Annotated in this window: 18 protein-coding genes; 8 read left to right on the top strand and 10 right to left on the bottom strand. The window is 44.9% G+C overall.

Annotated elements, in window-relative coordinates; genetic code table 11:
* Window positions 1–58: 58 nt before the first annotated feature.
* Window positions 59–2,314 carry a phosphoribosylformylglycinamidine synthase subunit PurL gene (gene purL, locus DXN04_RS01100; RefSeq protein WP_116851472.1) on the bottom strand — a complete coding sequence of 752 codons (2,256 nt, stop codon included), beginning with the start codon at window positions 2,312–2,314 and terminating at the stop codon, window positions 59–61.
* A 372-nt stretch (window positions 2,315–2,686) separates the two neighbouring features.
* Here purL and DXN04_RS01095 point away from each other — a divergent pair, with 372 nt between their 5' ends.
* Entirely contained in the window at window positions 2,687–4,885 is a 2,199-nt protein-coding gene (locus DXN04_RS01095) for a glutamine synthetase III family protein (RefSeq protein ID WP_116851471.1), read from the top strand.
* 154 nt (window positions 4,886–5,039) lie between these two features.
* On the opposite strand, the gene accC is transcribed toward DXN04_RS01095, so the two are convergent.
* From accC to efp, 3 genes are all read right to left on the bottom strand, one after another.
* Window positions 5,040–6,377 carry an acetyl-CoA carboxylase biotin carboxylase subunit gene (gene accC, locus DXN04_RS01090; protein ID WP_116851470.1) on the bottom strand — a complete coding sequence of 446 codons (1,338 nt, stop codon included), beginning with the start codon at window positions 6,375–6,377 and terminating at the stop codon, window positions 5,040–5,042.
* Between the two features lie 113 nt (window positions 6,378–6,490).
* Window positions 6,491–6,979 (bottom strand): acetyl-CoA carboxylase biotin carboxyl carrier protein, encoded by a 489-nt coding sequence (gene accB, locus DXN04_RS01085; RefSeq protein ID WP_116851469.1) that lies wholly within the window; start codon window positions 6,977–6,979, stop codon window positions 6,491–6,493.
* Between the two features lie 58 nt (window positions 6,980–7,037).
* A complete protein-coding gene (efp, locus tag DXN04_RS01080; RefSeq protein ID WP_116851468.1) occupies window positions 7,038–7,604 on the bottom strand; it encodes an elongation factor P in 567 nt (188 codons plus the stop codon).
* A 355-nt stretch (window positions 7,605–7,959) separates the two neighbouring features.
* Here efp and DXN04_RS01075 point away from each other — a divergent pair, with 355 nt between their 5' ends.
* The 3 genes from DXN04_RS01075 to DXN04_RS01065 all read left to right on the top strand — a co-directional run bounded on the left by DXN04_RS01075 (window position 7,960) and on the right by DXN04_RS01065 (window position 10,134).
* Window positions 7,960–8,481: a redoxin domain-containing protein gene (locus tag DXN04_RS01075; RefSeq protein WP_158568793.1), complete on the top strand. Its 522-nt coding sequence runs from the start codon at window positions 7,960–7,962 to the stop codon at window positions 8,479–8,481.
* Between the two features lie 74 nt (window positions 8,482–8,555).
* A complete protein-coding gene (gene mdh / locus DXN04_RS01070) occupies window positions 8,556–9,494 on the top strand; it encodes a malate dehydrogenase (RefSeq protein ID WP_116851466.1) in 939 nt (312 codons plus the stop codon).
* 178 nt (window positions 9,495–9,672) lie between these two features.
* A complete protein-coding gene (locus tag DXN04_RS01065; RefSeq protein WP_116851465.1) occupies window positions 9,673–10,134 on the top strand; it encodes a MarR family winged helix-turn-helix transcriptional regulator in 462 nt (153 codons plus the stop codon).
* A 74-nt stretch (window positions 10,135–10,208) separates the two neighbouring features.
* On the opposite strand, the gene DXN04_RS01060 is transcribed toward DXN04_RS01065, so the two are convergent.
* From DXN04_RS01060 to DXN04_RS01050, 3 genes are all read right to left on the bottom strand, one after another.
* Window positions 10,209–11,447 carry an MFS transporter gene (locus DXN04_RS01060; protein ID WP_116851464.1) on the bottom strand — a complete coding sequence of 413 codons (1,239 nt, stop codon included), beginning with the start codon at window positions 11,445–11,447 and terminating at the stop codon, window positions 10,209–10,211.
* 32 nt (window positions 11,448–11,479) lie between these two features.
* Window positions 11,480–12,136, bottom strand: coding sequence for a DedA family protein (locus tag DXN04_RS01055; RefSeq protein WP_116851463.1), 657 nt, complete (start codon window positions 12,134–12,136; stop codon window positions 11,480–11,482).
* A gap of 87 nt (window positions 12,137–12,223) precedes the next feature.
* Complete coding sequence (locus DXN04_RS01050) at window positions 12,224–13,483, bottom strand: dicarboxylate/amino acid:cation symporter (protein WP_116851462.1); 1,260 nt, start codon at window positions 13,481–13,483, stop codon at window positions 12,224–12,226.
* Between the two features lie 180 nt (window positions 13,484–13,663).
* On the opposite strand from DXN04_RS01050, the gene DXN04_RS01045 reads away from it, so the two are divergent.
* A complete protein-coding gene (locus DXN04_RS01045; RefSeq protein WP_116851461.1) occupies window positions 13,664–15,160 on the top strand; it encodes an amino acid permease in 1,497 nt (498 codons plus the stop codon).
* 105 nt (window positions 15,161–15,265) lie between these two features.
* Complete coding sequence (locus tag DXN04_RS01040) at window positions 15,266–15,976, top strand: YebC/PmpR family DNA-binding transcriptional regulator (RefSeq protein ID WP_116851460.1); 711 nt, start codon at window positions 15,266–15,268, stop codon at window positions 15,974–15,976.
* A gap of 93 nt (window positions 15,977–16,069) precedes the next feature.
* On the opposite strand, the gene DXN04_RS01035 is transcribed toward DXN04_RS01040, so the two are convergent.
* On the bottom strand, window positions 16,070–16,783 hold the full coding sequence (locus DXN04_RS01035; protein ID WP_116851459.1) for a response regulator transcription factor: 714 nt from the start codon (window positions 16,781–16,783) through the stop codon (window positions 16,070–16,072).
* A gap of 434 nt (window positions 16,784–17,217) precedes the next feature.
* The gene (locus DXN04_RS01030) at window positions 17,218–19,617 is read right to left on the bottom strand and encodes an alpha-ketoacid dehydrogenase subunit alpha/beta (RefSeq protein ID WP_116851458.1); all 2,400 of its coding nucleotides are present in this window, start codon (window positions 19,615–19,617) and stop codon (window positions 17,218–17,220) included.
* Window positions 19,618–19,814: 197 nt separating this feature from the next.
* On the opposite strand from DXN04_RS01030, the gene DXN04_RS01025 reads away from it, so the two are divergent.
* On the top strand, window positions 19,815–20,216 hold the full coding sequence (locus DXN04_RS01025) for a DUF1573 domain-containing protein (protein WP_083720988.1): 402 nt from the start codon (window positions 19,815–19,817) through the stop codon (window positions 20,214–20,216).
* Window positions 20,217–20,376: 160 nt separating this feature from the next.
* Window positions 20,377–21,606 (top strand): pyridoxal phosphate-dependent aminotransferase, encoded by a 1,230-nt coding sequence (locus DXN04_RS01020; RefSeq protein WP_116851457.1) that lies wholly within the window; start codon window positions 20,377–20,379, stop codon window positions 21,604–21,606.
* 646 nt (window positions 21,607–22,252) lie between these two features.
* Here the strand turns inward: DXN04_RS01020 and carA are convergent.
* Window positions 22,253–23,362, bottom strand: a complete 1,110-nt coding sequence (gene carA, locus DXN04_RS01015; protein ID WP_116851456.1) for a glutamine-hydrolyzing carbamoyl-phosphate synthase small subunit — start codon at window positions 23,360–23,362, stop codon at window positions 22,253–22,255.
* Between the last annotated feature and the right edge of the window lie 81 nt (window positions 23,363–23,443).

Genomic DNA, 23,443 nt, shown 5'->3' with positions numbered 1-23,443 from the left:
TAACATAACACCCATGTGGGATATATGTTACACCTCATATGCTTTAAAAGCTGCTTACTTATGCTAAATTAGCTTCGATAGCAGCATCATACTGCTGTTTCCACTGGCTTACTTTACCCCAGTCGTCGCCATCTACCACTACATGCTCACCTTTCACAGTACCGATCTTCTCGTACCTTACAGAGTATTCGGTCGCATCCACCAGTCCATGGAGCAAGGCTTCGAATTTCTCTTTATCCTCAGGTCTTACTGTGACTACGGCACGGCTCTGGCTCTCACCGAACAGGTAGGCATCTTTACGGAAGTTTGCATTGGTGTGAACGTCGAAACCTAATCCGCTGCTCATAGCACTTTCCAGCAGGGTAATGAACAGACCACCTTCGCTCACATCGTGTGCGGACTGAATCAGGCCCGCTTTATTCAGTTTGGAGATAGCTGTCTGCAGCTGTGCTTCTTCTTCCAGGTTGAAGTGAGGAACAGGACTGAATTCGATGCCGATCAGTTTATGCAGGTATTCGGAGCTATTGATATCATTACGGCTACGGCCCAGCAGGTACACCAGGTGACCCGCTTCTTTGAAGTTGAGGGTCAGACGGTCTTCGATGCTATCCAGGATGCCCAGCATACCGATGGTAGGCGTAGGATATACAGCGCCTTCCGGAGACTGGTTATAGAAGCTCACATTTCCACCTGTAACAGGGGTGTTGAACTTACGGCAGGCTTCACCCATACCTTTAATAGCGTGTACGAACTGGTAGTATACTTCAGGATCGTAAGGGTTACCGAAATTCAGGCAGTTTGTAATGGCTACCGGCTCACCACCACTACAAACGATGTTGCGGGCAGCTTCGGCTACAGCGATCTGACCACCGATATGAGGGTCAGCATATACAAAACGGCTGTTACAGTCGGTAGTTAGCGCCAGCACTTTCTTCGTGCCCTTTACGGTTACGATAGCGGCATCACTTGGCGCATTGGTACTGGCGTTAGCAGCACCTACCATGCTGTCATACTGGGTATAGATCCAGCGTTTGGAAGCGATGTTAGGCAGCTTTACCAGCCTTTCTGCAGCAAATTGTGCATGCAGGGTATCCGGAATATTCTGGATATTGAAGGCTTTGATTTTTTCGAAGTAAACAGGCTCAGTATAAGCACGGTGATATTGAGGAGCACCACCACCCAGCACCAGGCTTTCCGCAGGTACATCAGCTTCCAGCACGTCGTTCATATAGAACTTCAGTGATTTGTCGGTAGTCACTTCACCAATCTGCACGCAATGCAGGTCCCATTTCTCAAATATTTCCAGCACTTTGGCCTCCTGGCCTTTGTGCAATACGATCAGCATTCTTTCCTGGCTTTCGCTCAGCAGCATTTCCCATGCTTTCATGTTCTGCTGGCGGGTAGGTACCTTATCCAGGTGGATAATCATACCATGTTCTCCCTTCGCACTCATTTCTGCGGTAGAACAGGTGATACCGGCAGCACCCATGTCCTGCATACCTACCAGCGCACCGGTTGGAATGATCTCGAGACATGCTTCCAGCAGTTTCTTTTCCTGGAACGGATCACCTACCTGTACGGAAGGCAGATCTTCCACGCTGTCTTCAGTGATGTTCGCACTGGCAAAAGATGCGCCACCTATTCCATCTTTCCCTGTTGCAGAACCTACGATGAATACAGGATTGCCGGCACCATATGAAGTAGCGGAAACAGTCTGGCCCACTTTTACAACCCCTACGCTCATCGCGTTTACAAGAGGGTTAGTATTATAGCAATCTTCGAAGTAGGTTTCACCAGCCACGGTAGGCACACCGAAACAGTTGCCATAATGGCCTATACCGTGCACAATACCTTTCAGGAGGTGTTGTGTCTTCTTATCATTCAGGTTGCCAAAACGCAGGGAGTTCAGCGCAGCAATAGGACGGGCTCCCATTGTAAAGATATCACGGTGAATACCACCTACACCGGTAGCAGCACCCTGGAATGGTTCGATGGCGGAAGGGTGGTTATGTGATTCGATTTTGAATACACAGGCATAACCATCACCAATGTCCACAAGACCTGCATTCTCTTCACCTGCTTTTACCAGCAGGCGTTCACCTTCGCGGGGCAGTGTTTTTAACCACACGATGGAGTTTTTGTAGCTGCAATGTTCACTCCACATTACAGAATACATACTCAGTTCAGTGAAGTTTGGAGTACGGCCAAGGATGTTCTTTATGCGCTCAAATTCGTCTGCTGTAAGGCCCAGCTGTTCTGCTGTTTCAACGGTTGTCTGGGAGAACTTATCTGGAGTTTCTACGGAAGTTTGCATGTAACAAGATGTATGAGTACGACATTAAAATAGAAGATACAAACCTACAGGTTTTCCATCAATTGACAAGGAATACCGAGGTTGGCAGCTAGCAATTTTAACTGCAAATTACATACCGTGGTAAAAATACTACGTAAGTAATACCGGTTTAAAACATCCCTTTTTCGCCTCACTACTGAAGTAAAAAAGCCTATTTAAAACATTATCATTTTTTAAATATATCAGTTTCACGTAAGCTCGCCCCCTTTTTTTTGACCAAAAATCAAAATAATTAACCTTTATGGGCTAAAAATGTAATTTTTTAGTTAAAATCAATTTAATTCTTGCTTATGTAAGCTCAACTGCGTTCTTTTGTGTAAAATTATTTACAGCATGCAATCGTTACGCTTCACCGCGCTGGAAAACCTTTCTGGCGTTGATCTAAAAATCACTTCCGAAGCACTTACCGGTAACAAGATCACCGAAGTGTTCGGCAGCAATGTATTCGCAGGAAAAGCAATGAGGGAAAGCCTGAGTGATGAGGCTTACAAGAGCCTGATGAACTCTATCAAGGCTGGCACCAAAATCGAACGTAAAATGGCTGAGCAGATCGCATCTGGTCTGAAAGCCTGGGCTATGAAAAAAGGAGTTACCCACTACACACACTGGTTCCAACCATTAACTGGTACTACTGCTGAAAAACATGACTCTTTCTTCACCCTGAAGAGTGATGGTACCCCCCTGGAAACATTTGACGGCGATGCCCTGGTACAACAGGAGCCTGATGCTTCTTCTTTCCCTAATGGTGGTCTGCGTGCTACTTTCGAAGCTCGCGGTTATACTGCATGGGATCCTTCCTCTCCTCCATTCATCCTGGAACAGGGATTTGGTAAGACACTTTGCATTCCTACTATATTCGTTTCATACACCGGTGAATCACTGGACTACAAAGCTCCTTTGCTGAAAGCATTATCTGCTATCGACAAAGCTGCCGTAGACGTATGTAACTATTTCGATAAAAACGTTACCAAAGTTACTCCTACCCTGGGTTGGGAACAGGAATACTTCCTGGTTGACGAAAACCTGGCAAACGCTCGTCCTGACCTGGTTATGACTGGTCGTACCGTAGTTGGTCACGCACCTTCCAAAGGTCAGCAGCTGGAAGACCATTACTTTGGTTCTATCCCTGAGCGTGCTTACGCTTTCATGCGTGATTTCGAACTGGAATCATACAAACTGGGTATTCCGCTGAGAACCCGTCACAACGAGGTAGCTCCTTCTCAGTTTGAGTGTGCTCCAATCTTCGAAGAAGTAAACATCGCAGTTGACCACAACTCCCTGCTGATGGACGTGATGAACAAGGTTGCTAAACGTCACAAACTGAAATGCCTGCTGCACGAGAAACCATTCGCTGGTATCAACGGTTCAGGTAAGCACAATAACTGGTCTATGGCTACCGATACCGGCGTTAACCTGCTGGCTCCTGGTAAGACTCCAAAGACTAACCTGATGTTCCTGACTTTCTTCGTTAACACGATCAAAGCGGTTCATGACTATGCTGACCTGATGAGAGCTTCCATTGCTTCTCCAAGCAATGACTTCCGTCTGGGCGCAAATGAGGCACCTCCTGCTATTATCTCCGTATTCTCAGGTAAATACCTGTACGATGTACTGCAGGAAGTTAAAACCCGTGTGAACAACAAGTTCGATGAGCAGGATGAAGCTATCCTGAAACTCGACCTGCACCGTCACATTCCAGAACTGATGCTGGACAACACTGACCGTAACCGTACTTCTCCGTTTGCCTTCACTGGTAACAAGTTCGAGTTCCGCGCTGTAGGTTCTTCTGCTAACTGTGCTTCTGCAATGACTGTGTTGAACACAATCGTGGCTAAAACACTGGCTAACTTCAAGGTTGAAGTAGATGCCCTGATCGAGAAAGGCGAGAAAAAAGAGATTGCGATTATGCAAACTCTTAGAAAATATATTGTAGATTCGGAGAAAGTTTTATTCGAAGGCGACGGTTATAGCGAAGAGTGGGAAAAAGAAGCTGAAAGAAGAGGTCTCGCAAACGTGAAGACAACTCCTCAGGCACTGGATGCTTTCGTAACTGAGAAATCTACTAAACTGTTCACAGAAGTAGGTATCTACACAGAGAAGGAACTGCATGCACGTCATGAAATCCTCCTCGAAGACTACGTGAAGAAGGTACAGATCGAAGCCCGTGTTATAGGCGACCTGGCTACCAACACGATCCTGCCTTCAGCAATCTCCTATATGAATAGTCTGATCACGAACATCCGTGGTCTGAAAGAAATAGGTTTAGGCGATGCAGCTGTTAAAGCGCAAACCCAGATTGCTAACAAAATAGCTGAACATGTTAACGTCATCAGTGAGAATGTACAGGCTATGATTGAAGCGCGCAAAGTAGCTAACAAGGTTACTGACAGCCGCCAGAAAGCTATAGATTATTGTGATAAAATTAAGCCGTACTTTGATGTGATCAGATACCACTCCGACAAACTGGAGTTCCTGGTAGATGACAAACAATGGGCACTGCCTAAGTACAGAGAGCTGCTTTTCTTGCGATAAAACCGTAAGATTGTTTTGGTGTATGATTAGCCCCGGGTATTTACCCGGGGCTTTGTGTTTTTAGGGGGATTTTTAAACCTGGCAGATTGGATTACAGGGAATAAAAAAATCCCGGCAGTTTGCACCACCGGGATCACTATCTAAGATTATTATTTTAAACCAGTTTGAACGTCTCCGTGAACTTGGTTGTAAAATTACCTTTTCTGAAATCTTCATTTCTCATCAGCTGCTGATGGAAAGGAATAGTCGTCTTCACACCTTCAATTACAAACTCGCTCAGTGCTCTTTCCATAGTGTTGATCGCTTCTTCTCTCGTCTGTGCGATAGTGATCAGCTTAGCCACCATAGAATCGTAATAAGGAGGAATTACATAACCGGCATAGATATGAGAATCCACTCTCACCCCATGACCACCCGGAATATGCAGGGTTGTAATCTTACCCGGAGAAGGACGGAAATCGTTGTATGGATCTTCCGCGTTGATACGACACTCAATTACGTGCATCTCAGGCATGTAGTTCTTTCCTGAAATAGGAATACCAGCTGCAATCTTGATCTGCTCCTTGATAAGGTCGAAATTGATTACTTCTTCCGTCACACCATGTTCTACCTGGATACGAGTGTTCATCTCCATGAAGTAGAAATTCCTGTGCTTATCCACGAGGAACTCAATGGTACCTACGCTTTCGTAGTTGATAGCTGCCGCAGCTTTGATAGCCGCTTCACCCATCTTCTCACGCAGCTCAGGTGTCATGAACGGAGAAGGAGACTCTTCAACAAGCTTCTGGTGACGACGCTGGATAGAACAGTCACGCTCACTCAGGTGACATACTTTACCATACTGGTCACCAGCTACCTGGATTTCAATATGCCTTGGCTCTTCCACGAATTTCTCCATGTAGATACCATCGTTATTGAATGCCGCGCGGGCTTCATTTTTTGCCATGTTGTATGCGTTCTCGAGCTCCTCATCTTTCCATACCACACGCATACCTTTACCACCACCACCAGCAGTTGCTTTCAGGATGATAGGCAGGCCCATTTCTTTTGCCAGGGTCCTTGCTTCTTCCAGGCTTTGTAATAAACCGCCGGATCCAGGAATAACCGGCACACCCGCTGCGATCATGGTTTCTTTAGCTGTCATCTTATCCCCCATCTTACGGATCATCTCCGGAGTGGGACCGATAAATTTAATACCGTGTTCTCCACAGATCTCCGCAAAACGCGCGTTTTCAGCCAGGAATCCATAACCCGGATGGATTGCATCCGCATTCGTGATTTCAGCTGCCGCCATTAAGTGGGGAATATTCAGATATGATTCACTGCTCTGCGGCTTGCCTATACATACCGCCTCATCAGCGAACTTCACATGAAGGCTGTCCTTGTCAGCAGTAGAATAAACAGCCACCGTTTTGATGCCCATTTCTTTACAGGTACGTATGATACGTAAGGCAATCTCTCCACGGTTGGCAATCAATATTTTCTTAAACATGTTTTTTCGATAGGTTAAAGAAAAAAGTTAATAAGCCTAAAAGGTTGGAACATTATGAAGCAGGGGGTACCCTACAGTAGCTCATAATATTCCAACCTTTTAACTAAACAATTTTATGGTTCTACCAGGTACAGTGGCTGATCATATTCTACAGGAGATGCGTCATCTACCAGTATTTTTACGATTTTACCACTTACCTCACTTTCAATCTCGTTGAAAAGTTTCATCGCCTCAATAATACATACCACTTTGCCTGGAGACACCTCGTCACCTACATTCACAAAGGAAGGTTTGTCAGGACCAGGGCTGCGGTAAAATGTACCGATCATAGGAGATTTGATGGTTACCAGGTTGTCTGCTTTTACATCAGCAGCTGGTTTTTGTGCTTCAGCAGCCGGAGCTGATACAGGTGCCTGCACGGCAGCAACTGCCTGAGGAACTGCCTGTACAGGCGCTGCCATAGTTGGAACGGCAATAACCTGCTGAGTTTCGTTATCCTTTTGCTTTATTGTAATCTTAAACTTGTCCTGCTCAATGCTCAGTTCGCTGATGTTGGATTTGTTGACCATCTTGACCAGCTCCTGAATCTGTTTAAAATCCATGTAGACAGTTTTTGGTTTAGAAATGCTTGAAGTAGATATATAATTGGATGGACTAAAACTATTCTTTTACGCGCTCAATGTACTCACCAGTTTTGGTGTTTACTCTGATCAGTTCTCCTTCATTTACGAACAGAGGAACATTCACTGTTGCGCCACCTTCTACAGTAGCAGGTTTCAGCGTACGGGTAGCTGTATCACCCTTTAAACCTGGCTCAGAATACGTTACTTTCACCACGATTTTATCCGGTAATTCCACGCTCATTGGCTGCTCGGTTTCCGTATTAATGCTCACTTGAACCTCCTGGCCTTCTTTCAGGAACTGAGGTGCATCGATCAGGTTTTCGCCAAGGGCGATCTGCTCGAATGTCTCGTTGTCCATGAAGTTGTAACCACTATCGTCCTGATATAAGTATTGGAATGTTTTCTTCTCAACACGCACAGGGAAGATGTTATCACCGGAGTTCCAGGTATGCTCGATGGAACGGGTGTTGTCAACACCTTTCAGCTTCGCCCATACTTTAGCAGCAGCACGGGCTGTTTTATTCTGACCAAACTCTACAACAGAATAAAGGCTGTTATCCAGCTTTATAATCAATCCTGTTCTGATATCTGCAGTGGTTGCCATAAAAAGGACACTTAATTTAAAGTTAAAAATTTACGTTAAGGATTGCAAAAGTAATCATTCTGGTAAAACCCAAAACCCATTGCTTCCTAATTTGTTTTAGTGTATTTAGAGACCTAACGTTACCTATTATTTTTTTTAGGAATGCAAACATAATGTAAGGGAAGGTAATCTAGTAATTTTTTTATAAAAAATTGGAAAAGTAAGCGTTTTGAGCCCATTTTAAGCCTTTTTAAGGCCAGAAAAACATCATTTTTAATGTATGAGGCCGGTTTTCCCGGTCATGTAAATGGGCCTTTGCCATATGCTTAAATTCGATACCTTTAGCGGTAATATTATTTTCAAATCAAAGAGTTATATGAAGCACTATCTGATTGTACTATTGTTATGTCTGCCAGCCTTGATGAATGCACAATCCAACAAAACTACCCAGGCACCCGCCGCAGCCGCCAAGGATCAACCTCCTTACCTGCAGTTTCCCACACCACCCGCCTTTCAGTATACCCTGCCCGATGGAAAAGTAATTACCAAGAAGGACCTGAAAAAGAACGTAAAAACCCTGGTTTTCGTTTTTAGCGTGGATTGTGACCATTGCAAACACCTGACAGAAGAAATGCTCAAAAACATCGACAAGTTCAAAAAAGCCCAGATCCTGATGGTAACCCCGTTCAAACGGGAATTGATGAAAGAATATTATGACCACTATAATATTAAGAACTACCCGAACATCACCATGGGCAGTGAACCTACCCGCCAGATCATGTATTTCTACAACCTCCACTACTTCCCCGGCCTCTTTATCTACGACAGGAAAGGTCAGTTTGTGAAAGGTTTTGAAGGTACTGCGAAGATCGAAGATCTGGTTGAACTCCTGAAGTAGTGCAAAACTGCTTCAGCGGGCAGTGATACATTTGTTCATCCTCATATTCTTCACCTTTAAATAAAAAACATACGATGAAAGTTACTGTTGTAGGAGCTGGCAATGTAGGCGCAACCTGTGCTAATGTGCTGGCCCACAGAGATTTTTTACAGGAAGTCGTGTTATTGGACATTAAGGAGGGAACAGCTGAAGGGAAAGCGCTGGATTCATGGCAACAAGCACCGATTGACTATTACAGCACAAGAATATCGGGGGTGACGAATGACTATGAGCGAACAGCCGGTAGCGATGTGGTTGTGATTACGTCGGGACTCCCCCGCAAACCAGGTATGAGCCGCGATGACCTGATCAACACCAATGCCAATATCGTAAAGTCTGTAACAGAGAATATCTCACAATATTCCCCTGATGCAATCATCATCGTAGTTAGTAACCCACTCGATGTAATGACGTATTGCGCTTACCTCACCGCCGGCAAAGACAGCAGCAAAGTGTTCGGTATGGCCGGTATCCTCGATACCGCCCGCTACCGCGCCTTCCTCGCTGAAGAAATTGGCTGCTCGCCCAAAGACATTCAGGCCATCCTCATGGGAGGTCATGGCGATACCATGGTCCCCCTCCCCCGCTACACCACCGTATCAGGTATTCCTGTTACCGAACTGGTTGCTCCCGACAAACTCGAAGCCATCATCCAGCGCACCAAAGTAGGTGGCGGCGAAATTGTAAACCTCCTGGGCACCTCCGCATGGTACGCACCCGGCGCTGCTGCCGCCCAGATGGTAGAAGCTATCCTGAAAGACGAAAAACGCATCTTCCCCTGCTGCGCATGGCTCTCCGGACAATATGGCCTCAAAGACATCTACCTCGGTGTACCAGTGATACTGGGTAAAAACGGTATCGAAAAAATTATAGAACTACAATTAAACCAAAACGAAACTGAACTGCTCAAATCTTCCGCCGATCACGTAAAAGAAGTGATGGACGTACTTGACAATATGAAAGTTGTAGCCTGATTCCACTTATTAACAATCTTTAAATTGGCCTTCCGCCAGACCCACACATCAAAAAATCGCTTCTGTCCCAGACAAAAGCGATTTTTTTTATTTACCACTCAATTAAGTGCCTGCGTTTATTTTCCCTTTCCTATACATAATTGAATTATCGTATTTTTAAGCCGATATACGCGCACTTATGTCAAATATAGAAAAACTGATCTCGCAAAAAAGTTGGACCAGCGAGTATAACAAAGGGTTAATAGGTCTCATCTTCGTAGGCAACTGGCTGGTTTCCCGTCACCAGCATTTCTTTAAAAAGTTTGACATCACCATGCAGCAGTATAACATCCTTCGCATCCTGCGGGGACAGCATCCTAAAGCAGCTAATATCAACACTTTGAAAGAAAGGATGCTGGACAAAATGAGCGACGTTTCCCGCCTCGTGGAACGCCTCAGGAAAGCTGGTCTGGTAGAAAGAAAAGCAAGTGAAATTGACCGTCGTGCGGTAGATGTCATGATCACTCCCAAAGGCCTCGCACTCCTCGAAGAAGTCGATGTCGACCTTCCTGCACTGGAAGATTCTCTGAACCTGTCGCTTACGGAAGACGAAGCGAAACAACTGAATGTACTGTTGGATAAAATCCTAATGAGGTATTAATCCACAAAAAAGCCCGGATGAGTGAGTATTGATACTCATTACATCCGGACTTTTTTTTATTATCTATTCAAGTATTAAATCGTCTCCATATAATTCAGATCCTTCCCAAAGGTCTCCGGCACCAGGTAAGATGCCAGTAACCCCAACCCAATCGTCACCACACCTACTATCCCCGCACTGGTCAGGTAACTGAATGAATGCTGTAACCAGCCAAACAACATCGTGATCAACACCAGCATGCCCCTCGCAAAGTTAGGTACCGTAATCGCCACCGTAGCCCGCAGGTTCGTACCAAAACTCTCCGCCGCAATCGTAACGAAAATTGCCCAGAACCCTACACTGAAACCTAACAGGAAACATATGGTGAAGAAGAATGCCTTGCCGGTACCCGATTGGTGCAGGTAAACTGCCGTACAAACAGTCGTAAGCAGGAGGAATAAAATCATGACCTTTCGCCTGCTTTTCCACAACTGGCTCACCCAGCCCGTGACAAAGTCGCCCAGTACCAGCCCCGCATAGCAAAATGCAATCGCATCGCCCGGAGCTATCGGGTCCTTAACCCCCATTTCAACTGCAAACTTATTGGAAAATGCTACCAGGATGCCTACCACAAACCAGGTCGGCGTACCCAGCATAATACATTTCAGGTATTTTATAAAGCGCTCCCGGTTATTGAGCAGGGCAAAGATATTCCCCCGCTTTACCGCATTGTCCGTAGCTGCCGCATGGAACATACCGGATTCCATTACACTGATTCTCAATAATAACAACACTAATCCCAGACCTCCACCAATGAAGTAACAATAGCGCCAGTCAGGCACCAGCTTCGCAATCAGGTTCGCCGCTATCGCGCCGGATACCCCCACAGTAGCTACGATCATGGTACCATATCCCCTCTTTTCTTTTGGCAGGATCTCCGCCACCAGGGTAATACCAGCACCGAGTTCACCAGCCAGACCTACCCCGGCTACAAAGCGCCAGAAAGAATAAGCGGCTGTCGTCTGCACAAAACCATTGGCAATGTTGGCCACCGAATACAATAGAATGGAACCGAACAAAACCCGGAGCCTTCCCTTCTTATCAGCGATGATTCCCCACATGATACCGCCCAACAGCAGGCCTATCATCTGGATGTTCATCAGCCAGACCCCTATCCCCTTGTCAATCTCATCCTGTGATATACCCAGAGATTTCAGGCTGGGCACCCGTACTATGGTAAATAGTAATAAGTCGTAGATATCTACGAAATAGCCCAATGATGCCACCAATACGGCAACATTGAAAATTGTGGAACTTTTCGAGTCTGGTTTCATGAGGATTTTAAAGATAATTATTCATTCACATGTTAGTCAACATGCGGTGGCGAAGCATGCTTTGGTTTACTGAAAAACAGTTTGATGATCACTGGTAAGGTAGTAATAAGAATCAATATAATCACAATCAGTTCCAGGTGTTCTTTCAAAGATGGGAAAGCCTTGTCCAGATAATGACCGGCCAGCATCATTGAAAATACCCAGGTAAAAGAGCTGATAATATTAAAGAACATAAATTTCTTCCTGTCCATTCCCACAATACCTGCTACGATAGGGGCAAATGTACGGATGATAGGCAGGAACCTTGCCAGGAAGATGGCACCACCGCCATGCTTGTCATAAAACTCCTTCGCCTGGTACAGGTGCTTTTTCTTGAAGAGTAAGGTGTCTTTCCGGCTAAATAAAAGCGGCCCGGACTTACGCCCAAACCAAAAACCTACAAAATTGCCCAGCACACCGGCAACGGCAATCATCACCATTATAAAAAAGAATGGAACATCATAAAAAGCATTACTCAACAATCCACCATAAATACCCGCTACAAATAACAGGGAATCACCAGGTAAAAAGAACCCTACAAATAAACCTGTCTCCGCGAAAATTATAATCAGTAACAAATACAATCCCCCATGGTTAATAATCCATTCCGGGTTAATGAGGTGCTTAAATAGTTCTATAAACTGGTCCATATGCTTTGAATAATCTCCACTAATTTAAGGTCTTGCCCTGCGGAATCGCCGCGGAAGCAAAATAAGGATTTAAACGTTATATCAATGTTATAGTTCTGGATTGGTCCGTGGTGCTGCCAGTGCCCCCTCCCATTTGGACACTACCCCGGTTGCCATGGCATTCCCAATCACGTTGGTGGCAGAACGGCCCATATCCAACAAGTGGTCTACCCCCAGCAATAACAATAAACCTTCGTCAGGAATCTTAAACATTGACAGGGTACCGGCTATCACTACCAGCGATGCCCTTGGTACACCTGCAATTCCCTTACTGGTAATCATCAATACCAGCAACATGGAAAACTGCTGCTCAATACCCAGGTGCATATCATATGCCTGGGCTATAAAGAGGCTGGCAAACGTCATATACATCATAGAACCATCCAGGTTGAAGGAATAACCCAGTGGCAATACAAAGCTCACTATACGGTTATCAGCTCCGAATCCTTCCAGTTCTTCCATCACCTTCGGATAGGCAGCCTCGCTACTTGCAGTGCTAAATGCCAGCAATACCGGATCTTTTATTCTTTTCAGCAGGTCCAGTCCACGCTTTCCCAATATCAGGCAACCTACCCCTGCCAGTACAATCCACAGGCAGGCAAGACCTGCGTAAAACTCACTGATAAATATGCCATAAGTTCTCAGGATTCCCGCTCCCTTCTCAGCTATCGTAGCAGCCATAGCACCAAATACTGCAAAAGGGGCAAAGTTCATCACATAGCCCGTTACTTTCAGCATGATGTGCGCTACACTATCCAGGAACTTAATTACTATCTGGCCCATTTCTCCTATTGCAGCTGTTGCCACACCAAAGAACAGGGCGAATATTACAATCTGCAGGATCTCGTTGTGTGCCATCGCATTTACAACACTATCCGGAAATACATGCTCGAAAAAACCTCTCAGGGTCATGTCTGCTGCCTTGATACCAGATTCCGCATGCTTATCTACCAGGTGCATATCAGCCCCAGGTTTCAGTATGTTGACGAGAATCAGCCCCAGGAACAGGGAAACAAAAGTAGCCGAAATGAACCATAACATGGTCTTACCCCCAATACGGCCTACAGCCTTGATATCACCCAGCTTGGCGATACCTACTACGAGCGTGGTAAATACCAGCGGAGCAATAATCATTTTTACAAGGCGAAGAAAAACACTGGTCAGTATCGATATATTTTCCACGAACTTTCCAATAGTAACTTGCCCACCATCTTTACCCGAATAAGCAATATTCACCAAATAACCTGTCAATATCCCCAATACCATTGCTAAAAATATGTAGAAGGTAAGGCGGTTGGATTTCTTCATGCAGCGGCACTTTTTATATTAAGAAATTGTATAAACTGACTAAAATCCCCCAAAAATAATGCTGTTGAGCTAAAGTTGTGTGTCATTTTATAAAATTGATGCCTATATTTGGCGATCTGTAATGAATTGAAACAACAAATTACTAAACCATTCAAACGTCAACCACAATAGACATACAGTATGGGCAAACTTTTTGTAAAAAAGCCTCTCTCCATTTTATTATCAGAAGCATCTGAATCGGACAAAGGACTTAAACGCACGCTGGGCGCAGGTTCCCTGATTGCATTGGGCATTGGTGCCATCATTGGTGCAGGCCTCTTCGTAAGAACAGCAGCTGCTGCCGGACAACACGCCGGACCCGCAGTTGTCTTCTCATTTATCATTGCAGCTGCAGGTTGTGCTTTAGCAGGTTTATGCTACGCAGAATTTGCCTCTATGATCCCTATCGCTGGTAGTGCTTATACCTACTCTTATGCCACTATGGGTGAATTTATTGCCTGGATCATCGGCTGGGATCTCGTGCTGGAATATGCACTGGGTGCCGCTACTGTGGCCATAGGCTGGGCGCAGTATCTGAATAAACTATTGGAAAAAACAGTCGGATGGACCGTCCCCTACCAATGGTGTCACAGTCCTTTCGAAACATCTGATGCAGGTGTACATGGTATCATGAACATCCCTGCTATCTTCATTCTGCTGTTGCTGAGTTTACTGCTCATACGCGGTATCGAAGGTTCTGCAATTGTGAATAACATCATCGTTATCGCTAAAGTAGCTATCGTAATCCTGATCATCCTCCTTGGCTGGCAGTTCATCAATCCGGTGAACCATACTCCATTCATGATCCCTGAAAATGCGGGTACTGTAACTATGCACAATGGTACGGTCGTCGATTATTCGAAGTACGGGTTCCATGGTATATCAGGGGTCTTGCGGGGAGCAGGTGTAGTATTCTTTGCATTTATTGGTTTTGATGCAGTATCTACCGCTGCACAGGAAACTGTAAATCCTAAGCGCAATATGCCTATAGGTATCCTGGTTTCCCTGTTCGTATGTACTGCTTTATATATCCTCTTCTCCTACGTGCTGACAGGTATCGCTCCCTACCAGGACTTCCTGAAAGAAGGTGGTGAGGCTTCCGTAGCATATGTAATTGACAAATACATGGTAGGATATGGCTGGCTGTCTACATTCGTAACTGTCGCTATCCTGGCTGGTTTCTCGTCAGTAATCCTGGTGATGCTGCTGGGCCAGACCCGCGTATTCTACTCCATGGCCAACGATGGTCTGGTTCCAAAAGTATTTGCTGATCTGCATCCTAAATACCGTACTCCTTACAGGTCACAGGCTATGTTCTTCATATTCGTATCCCTGTTTGCTGCTTTCGTTCCTGATAGCGTGGTAGGTGATATGACAAGTATCGGTACCCTGTTCGCCTTCGTACTTGTATGTTTGGGCGTAATCGTAATGCGTAAGACAGATCCTGATCTGCCACGTGAATTCAAAACACCATGGGTACCGGTAGTACCTATCGTAGGTACCCTGTTCTGCGTAACCATGATATTCAGCCTTGGCTGGGAAAACTGGACAAGACTGATCATCTGGCTGCTGATTGGTTTCGTGATCTACTTCGGTTATAGCGTAAAACACAGTAAAACCAGAAAGCTGGTTAAATAAAATATTCAACAGTATACAACAGGAATGGGCCGGGAAATTCAGTTTTTCCGGCCCTTTTCCATAAATTTGCACCTCTATTCTTAATAATTAATCACATTACCCACTATGGGAAGGATATTTGAAGTAAGAAAACACACCATGTTTGCCCGCTGGGACAGGATGGCAAAGCAGTTTACCAGGATAGGCAAGGAAATCGCGATAGCTGTAAAAGCGGGAGGTCCTGATCCTGATAATAATCCTGCCCTCCGCAGATGCGTATTGAATGCGAAAGGTGTGAACATGCCCAAAGACCGCGTTGAAGCTGCGATCAAGCGCGCGATGGGAAAGGATAAAACTGACTATGAAGAAGTTGTATACGAAGGATATGCACCGCACGGCGTGGCTGTAATAGTAGAAACTGCTACAGACAACCCTACCCGTACCGTTGCCAACGTACGTATGCACTTTAACAAAACAGGTGGTAGCCTTGGCAACAGTGGTTCGGTTGGTTTCCTCTTCAACCGTATGGGTGAATTCAAAATCAAGAATGAAGGCCAGAACCTGGAAGACCTGGAGCTGGAACTGATTGATGCAGGGCTGGAAGAAATCGGTGAAGACAGCGAAGGCAATATCATTATCCGTACTCCTTTCACTGAGTTTGGTAATATGTCCAAAGCACTGGAAGATAGAAATATCCAGGTAGTCAGCGCTGAATTAAAGCGTATTCCTACCACTACCACGGAGCTGAATGAAGAGCAGGCGAAGGAAGTGCTGGAACTGATTGACAGACTGGAGCAGGACGATGACGTACAGCAGGTGTTCCACACGCTGAGATAATCATAAAAACATTCAAGAAATCAGGAGCTCAGCTACAGGCATGAAACCTGGCTTCAAAGAAAAAGGGTCTGCAATCGCAGACCCTTTTTTAATTTATAACTTTTCCGCAACCTTCTCTGTTTCTGTTACCAGGCGTAAGCCCTTGCCATGAATGGTTTCCAGCTTAATGGTGCCATCCAGCCTGAAATGCTTCCTGATACGCGTCAGGTATACATCCATACTTCTGCCGGTGAAGAAATCGTCATTTCCCCATACACTGAGCAGGATACCTTCTCTCTTCAGCTTCTTATTTGCATTTTCACAGAGATACTTGAGCAGCTCAGCCTCCTTGGGCGGTAAATTGATATCAGTATTGGATGGTTGATGATATATTTTGAATTCGCTGTAATTAAATACGAGTGTACCCAAGGTGAACACCACCTGCTTGTCATGCTGCAAGAGACGACTCCGCTTCATGAACACTTCCATACGGCAGAGTAACTCTTCCATATTAAAAGGTTTTACGAGATAGTCATCGCCGCCGGCTTCAAAGCCGTTCAGCTTATCCTGCTCCATATACCGGGAAGAAGCAAAGATAATTGGTACATTTTCATCCTTGTCGCGAATCTCCCGGCACAGGGTAAACCCATCCATACCAGGCATAATCACATCCAACAGACAAATGTCGAAGGGCTTGTCCTGAAAAGTTGCCCAGCCCTCTTCACCGTTAGCACAATGAGTTACATCGTACCCGGCCTTTTCTAAATGGCTTTTTACCACTTTGGCAAAAAACAAATCGTCTTCAACTAACAGTACTCCTGCTTTCATAAATGGATTTGGGTTGATAATTAAATAATTTAATTACTATTAACCTATCGTAACGTGGTGCTTGTTCAATTCTCCCTCTAAAAAAATTCTACAATACAATTTATATCCTGCGTTTTAATTTTCAAACATTCATTTTATTCATTCCTGATGACGAATAAAAAAAGAATGTCTAATATATTAAGTATCACTCACTACAGAATAATAACATACTTTGAGAAAAAATTGTTTAAACATTAGCAATCCTAACTTAATTTATCAGCTCCCTCCAAAAATGGAATTTCTTTTAGGCGAATAATAAATATTATAAAACAATTTATCATATTTGTACCTGTACTACTTGTCATTTCTTAAACCTACAACTATACAAAACAAAAACGCAAGGCCTTTGAAAGCCTTGCGTTCGTATTTTAAGCTGATTTGATCTGCTCTTTCGATTATTCTGCTACCATTTCCAGCACTACCCTGATCACATCTTCCACATTTGGCTTGGAGAAGTAGTCTCCATCTGAACCATATGCAGGACGATGCGCCTGGGCACTCAATGTACGCGGAGCTACATCCAGCCAGCGGTACGCACCCTGGCCTTCAATCACCTGCTGGAACATATATGCTGTACCACCACCTGGTACGTCTTCATCCACAAACAGGATCCTGTTCGTCTTCTTCAGTGATTCCAGGATTTTATGATTGATATCAAAAGGCAAGAGTGTCTGTACATCCACCAGTTCAACGGATACTTCCAGCTCTTCCAGTGTCTGGATCGCTTCTTCAACTATACGCAGGGTAGAGCCGTAAGACACGATCGTGATATCAGTACCTTCCTTCATCACCTCAGGCACACCCAATGGTACGGTAAACGTTGCCAGGTTATTAGGCAGCTTTTCCTTCAGGCGGTAGCCATTCAGCGACTCAATCATCAGGGCTGGCTCATTTGCCTGAAGCAGGGTATTGTACATACCAGCTGCCTGCACCATATTGCGTGGCACACACATATGCATACCTCTCAGCGCGCCCATAATCATACTCATTGGTGAACCGGAGTGCCAGATGCCCTCCAGCCTGTGACCACGGGTACGAACGATAATCGGGCAGGACTGAATACCTTTTGTACGATATTGCAGGCTCGCTACATCGTCGCTCAGTGGCTGCAGACCATAAATCAGGTAATCCAGGTACTGGATTTCAGCAATGGGCCTTAAACCACGTAATGCCATCCCAATACCCTGTCCCATGATGGTTAACTCACGGATACCGGTATCGAATATGCGCTTGTTGCCATGTTTTGCCTGTAAACCGGCAAAACCCTGATTCACGTCACCGATTTTACCTACGTCTTCACCAAAGGCAAAAACCTTAGGATTATTGCTGATCAGCTGATCGAAATATTTGTTCAGGATCTCGTATCCGTTGATGCTTACAGTATCCGCATCATATGCAGCCGGTACTACCGGTACATTCAGCGCAGAGTTAACACCCGTAGCATGCAGGAAGGAGTTGTAATTTTCTTTTTCGCGGGCCAGCAGGTCCTCATAGTATGTTTTCAGGGCAGCAATAGCCGGAGACTGAATGTTTCTATGACGGAACAGGATGTTGGCGGCAGTTTTCAGGATGTCCTTTCTCCAGGGCTCCCTGTTGTTCTGCAGTTCCTGCAGCAGGTTGTTCACCAGTGCAGTATCTGCCTGTGGCAATGCGGCTACTGCCTGACCAAATCCCAGCATGGTCTGTACCTCTTTGCGGATAGGCGCAATGTACTTTTCCCATGCACTCTTACGGGATTCCTGTGCAAAAGATTTAGCTTTCGCCTCTATCTCAGCCAGGGTAGCTTCGTCAGAAAGTGCGTTTTCCAGAATCCACTGACGCATCTGGTGATTGCAGTCGAATTCTTTTTCCCAGGTCAGTCGCTCCTTACTCTTATAACGCTCGTGGGAACCACTGGTAGAGTGGCCCTGTGGCTGCGTCAGCTCCTCCACATGGAATAAGGCAGGAATATGGGTTTCCCTGATCTTACGGATGCCCGCTTCAAATACCTCACACATGCCGGCATAATCCCAGCCTTTTACATTATATATATCAAAACCGTTGGAGTCTTCCGTTTTACGGAATCCTTCCAGTGCGGCGCTGATGGAGTCCTTTGTCGTTTGGTACTTACGTGGTACAGAAATACCATACCCATCGTCCCATACAAATACCGCTAGTGGTACCTGCAATACACCCGCTGCATTCATGGTCTCCCAGAAATGACCTTCGGAGGTCGACGCATCACCAATAGTAGCAAAACATACTTCGTTACCGTTCTTTGACAGGCCTTCCAGGTCCTTCAGGCTTTCTACATCCCTGAATAATTTGGAGGCAAACGCCAAACCAAGGGCACGTGGCATCTGGGCTGCGGTAGGCGACATGTCTGTAGCAGTGTTCTTCGATTCTGTCAGGTTCAACCAATTGCCATCCTTACCAAGGTTAGGAGTAGCAAAATGCGAGTTCATCTGTCGGCCTCCCGAAAATGGCTCATTGGCAAGGTCTGGGTCTGCATACATCTGCGAGAAAAACTGCTCAGGAGTGGCAATACCACTGGCAAAAGCAAATGTCTGATCACGATAGTACCCGGAGCGGAAATCTCCCGGCTGGAAATACTTAGCCATGGCTACCTGAGCCACTTCCTTTCCATCCCCGAATATACCGAACTTGGCCTTACCTGTAAGGACTTCCTTACGGGCCAGCAGACTAACTTCCCTGCTTTCGCAGGCCAGGCGATAATCTTCAAGTACTTCTTTCCGAAATTCCTCGAATGACAGCCGGCTTTCCGTATTCATAGTTAGTTCATTGTTTTCTATCATGCCTCGTTGTATATGTCACAAAAGTAAGGTATAAAATACAAGTGAGAAATGATTGTAAATGTATCAGGTAAAATAATTAGAATTTTTTTAATAAGATTTTAATAAATTCCCTATTGATGCGTTAATTTTGGCTGTAAATTTGTTACTTACGAAACGGTGATCATATTTTTAACCAATCGTCAAAACCAGATTATAAAATGAAAAAGTTTATCTTATCCCTATTTGCGAGCATGTTGTTAACTACTGCTCTTTGGGCTCAGTCTCAGACTACAACACCAGCGAACCCTGTTGATGGTAAAGTGAAATTCGCTAAAGAAACTATCGACTTCGGTAAAACCAAATTCAACAAACCTGTTTCTGTTGATTTCGAATTCACTAACGTTAGCAAAGAACCGGTAATCATCGAAACAGCACGCGCAAGTTGTGGTTGTACTACTCCTACCTGGACCAAAGAACCAATCCTGCCTGGTAAAAAAGGTAAGATCACTGCAGGTTACAGCGCAAATAGTGTAGGAACACAGAACAAAACTATTTGGGTTAAAGTTAAAGGCGTAGATCAGGATAAAGAACTGCACCTGACAGGTCAGGTTGAAAACTAATTTGTACTGCCATTGCAACGGCTCCCGTTGTACAAACTTATTAAGCCTTACAGTTTTATAATTGTAAGGCTTTTTTTTATTTCAACCAGCCCCAACCTGCTTACCATATTTTTACCCAACCATAATCAACTACCTTTGTATCGCAAATCAAACACAATATATGCCTACCATTAGTAAGAGAGGTGAGCAAATGCCAGCTTCTCCCATCCGAAAACTTGTTCCTTACGCAGAAGCTGCCAAGAAAAAAGGAACCAAAGTATTCCACCTGAATATCGGCCAACCCGATATTGAAACACCAAAACAGGTCCTGGATGCGGTACGCCATTCAGACTTTAAAATTCTTGAATATAGTCACTCCGCCGGAAATGAAAGCTACCGTCGCAAACTGGTGACTTATTATGAACGATTTGGTATTGAGCTGAACCATCAGCAGATTATTGTCACCACAGGTGGATCCGAAGCCATTATGTTCGCATTCATGGCCTGCCTGGACGCGGGCGATGAAGTACTGGTACCCGAGCCTTTCTATGCAAACTACAATGGTTTTGCAACAGAAGCCGGCGTAACGGTGACAACCATCACCTCTTCTATCGAAACCGGTTTCGCACTGCCGGCCATGGAAGAATTCGAAAAAGCCATCACGCCACGCACCAAAGCGCTGATGATCTGTAATCCCAACAATCCTACCGGTTATCTCTACAGCCGGGAAGAACTGGACGTACTGAAACAACTCTGTCTCAAGTACAACCTCTACCTTTTCTCTGATGAGGCATACAGAGAGTTCTGTTATGTTGGGGACCATTTCTCCGCCATGAAGCTGGACGGCCTGGAACAACACGTGATCCTGATGGACACCATCTCCAAGCGCTATAGCGCCTGCGGAGGCCGTATAGGTGCCCTGGTGACCAAAAACCAACAGGTACTGGATGCGGTGATGAAATTTGCCCAGGCAAGACTGAGCCCCCCTTCCTTTGCCCAGATTGCCGGTGAAGCTGCTGTAGACCTGCCACTCAACTACTTCTGGGAAATCAAGGCTGAATACCTGAATCGAAGAGACCTGCTGGTAAGCATGCTCAATCAGATTCCAGGCGTGTTCTGCCCTAACCCGGGTGGAGCCTTCTATGCCATCGCCCGCCTGCCAATTGATAATAGCGATAAATTCTGCCAGTGGCTGCTGGAAAGCTTCGAATACGAAGGCAAAACACTGATGCTGGCACCCGCTACCGGTTTTTATGCAACCCCGGGCCTGGGCCTTAATGAAGTAAGACTCGCTTATGTCATCAATACCGATGATATTCGTCAGGCTTTAATCTGTTTAGAAAAAGCACTCGAAATCTACCCGGGTCGAACAGAAGTAGCCATGGAAGCATTAGCCAGCGCAAAACAATAAATACATTATATAAAATTCTATATAATTGATTTCTCTGTTGAGAATAGAAAAAAGGGCCTAAAAGGCCCTTTTTTTACATTAAGAAAAAATATATGTACGATTTTCTGAACAGAATCTACAATATTTTATGAAAAAGTGTTGGATTCTTCAATTTTGTTCGTATATTTGAATTGTGAACGACGGGATAGTGACAGAGAAAAGAGATCAGTGAGTTTCGTTGTTTAGCATAAATTTAACCTTAGAAATTTTTCCAAACGTTTTTATCAACCGAACTTTACTCCGTCAACACATAGGTGTTGCGACTACAGAAAAAAGAATTTTTCAGATTTCTGTAAAAAAGTTTGAAGAAAACTAAAACGTTTTAGCAAAATACCGTATTTTTGTATCAGTTTTTCATAACGTGGAATTTATAAAGGCAAACGGCTCCGATCACGGAGCCGTATTTTTTTGCCCTATACCGAACAAGATAATTGATAATCAATATATTAAGGATGACATTCATAAAAAGAGGCTTTTGCATGTTGCAAAAGCCTCTTTTTATACAAGCAGTATTTTAGCATTTAAACGGGAACATTCCGCCCCAAAATGAAAACGGCCCGGACATAGCCGGACCGCCTTTTGGTCATATTCTACATACAAACTAATCTTACATGTGCTTCTTAATCATGGTAAAGAAGTCATCAAACAGGTAACGGCTGTCATACGGACCGGGAGTTGACTCCGGATGGTACTGTACTGAGAATGCAGGTTTGTTCTTAATCCTGATACCTTCAATTGACTGATCGTTCAGGTTTACGTGTGTCACCTCTACATGCTCGCTGGCCGCTATTGCCTTTGGATCTACTGCAAAACCGTGGTTCTGGGTAGTGATTTCGCAACGACCGGTAGCCAGGTTCTTTACCGGATGGTTCAGACCGCGGTGACCGTGGTGCATTTTATAAGTAGGGATGTCGTTGGCCAGTGCCAGCAACTGATGTCCCAGGCAGATGCCAAACATCGGCTTATCTGCTGCCAGGATCTTCTTCACTGTATCCACAGCGTATTTCAGCGGAGCAGGGTCACCAGGACCATTGGATACGAAGTAAGCATTCGGCTTGAATTTCTCACACTCTTCAAATGGCGTATCCGTAGGGAATACCTGCAGGTAAGCACCTTTTTCTGAGAGGCATTTCAACATGTTACGCTTCACACCATTGTCCAATACTGCAATACGGATGTCTGCATTAGGATCACCTACATTGTAAGGTTCCTTCGTAGTCACTTCCTTGCAAAGTGCCTGACCTTCCATTGAAGGTACTTCTTTCAGTTTAGCTTTCAGCTGATCTACGTCAAGGATTTCAGAAGAGATGATGCAGTTCATCGCACCCTGGCTACGAATATGTGATACCAGCGCACGGGTATCTACATCGTAAATTGCTACCAGGTTGTTCTCATCCAGGAATTTCTCCAGGGAGCCATCCGCCATTGGACGAGAATAGTTGTACGCAATATTCTTAGCGATCAATCCATTAATCTTCACACTTTCGCTTTCCACGTCATCCTTTTTCACTCCATAATTGCCGATATAGCAATTATTCATGATCAGGACCTGCCCTTTATAGGAAGGATCGGTAAATACTTCCTGGTATCCTGTCATACCAGTATTAAAACACAGTTCACCGGAAGCGGTGCCTATTTTACCAAAAGCTTTTCCCTGAAATACTGTTCCATCTTCTAACAGTAATATCGCAGGCTGGATTGATCTCGTCTGAGGCATGCTTATTATTCTTTTTTGAAAAATCGTGCAAAGTTATTGAATAATAGCTTAAGAATTGATAAAAACACAGATTAATTCTTC

The organism is Chitinophaga silvisoli (genome assembly GCF_003412465.1).
Classification (GTDB): Bacteria; Bacteroidota; Bacteroidia; order Chitinophagales; family Chitinophagaceae; genus Chitinophaga; species Chitinophaga silvisoli.
The sequence above is the reverse complement of the archived record's forward strand: the minus strand, read 5'-3'. Positions and strand labels throughout refer to the sequence as shown.

Bases quoted from the DNA above. Each gene is read 5' to 3' on its own strand.
- purL (WP_116851472.1), bottom strand. From the start codon at position 2,314: ATGCAAACTTCCGTAGAAACTCCAGATAAGTTCTCCCAGACAACCGTT.
- DXN04_RS01095 (WP_116851471.1), top strand. From the start codon at position 2,687: ATGCAATCGTTACGCTTCACCGCGCTGGAAAACCTTTCTGGCGTTGAT.
- accC (WP_116851470.1), bottom strand. From the start codon at position 6,377: ATGTTTAAGAAAATATTGATTGCCAACCGTGGAGAGATTGCCTTACGT.
- accB (WP_116851469.1), bottom strand. From the start codon at position 6,979: ATGGATTTTAAACAGATTCAGGAGCTGGTCAAGATGGTCAACAAATCC.
- efp (WP_116851468.1), bottom strand. From the start codon at position 7,604: ATGGCAACCACTGCAGATATCAGAACAGGATTGATTATAAAGCTGGAT.
- DXN04_RS01075 (WP_158568793.1), top strand. From the start codon at position 7,960: ATGAAGCACTATCTGATTGTACTATTGTTATGTCTGCCAGCCTTGATG.
- mdh (WP_116851466.1), top strand. From the start codon at position 8,556: ATGAAAGTTACTGTTGTAGGAGCTGGCAATGTAGGCGCAACCTGTGCT.
- DXN04_RS01065 (WP_116851465.1), top strand. From the start codon at position 9,673: ATGTCAAATATAGAAAAACTGATCTCGCAAAAAAGTTGGACCAGCGAG.
- DXN04_RS01060 (WP_116851464.1), bottom strand. From the start codon at position 11,447: ATGAAACCAGACTCGAAAAGTTCCACAATTTTCAATGTTGCCGTATTG.
- DXN04_RS01055 (WP_116851463.1), bottom strand. From the start codon at position 12,136: ATGGACCAGTTTATAGAACTATTTAAGCACCTCATTAACCCGGAATGG.
- DXN04_RS01050 (WP_116851462.1), bottom strand. From the start codon at position 13,483: ATGAAGAAATCCAACCGCCTTACCTTCTACATATTTTTAGCAATGGTA.
- DXN04_RS01045 (WP_116851461.1), top strand. From the start codon at position 13,664: ATGGGCAAACTTTTTGTAAAAAAGCCTCTCTCCATTTTATTATCAGAA.
- DXN04_RS01040 (WP_116851460.1), top strand. From the start codon at position 15,266: ATGGGAAGGATATTTGAAGTAAGAAAACACACCATGTTTGCCCGCTGG.
- DXN04_RS01035 (WP_116851459.1), bottom strand. From the start codon at position 16,783: ATGAAAGCAGGAGTACTGTTAGTTGAAGACGATTTGTTTTTTGCCAAA.
- DXN04_RS01030 (WP_116851458.1), bottom strand. From the start codon at position 19,617: ATGATAGAAAACAATGAACTAACTATGAATACGGAAAGCCGGCTGTCA.
- DXN04_RS01025 (WP_083720988.1), top strand. From the start codon at position 19,815: ATGAAAAAGTTTATCTTATCCCTATTTGCGAGCATGTTGTTAACTACT.
- DXN04_RS01020 (WP_116851457.1), top strand. From the start codon at position 20,377: ATGCCTACCATTAGTAAGAGAGGTGAGCAAATGCCAGCTTCTCCCATC.
- carA (WP_116851456.1), bottom strand. From the start codon at position 23,362: ATGCCTCAGACGAGATCAATCCAGCCTGCGATATTACTGTTAGAAGAT.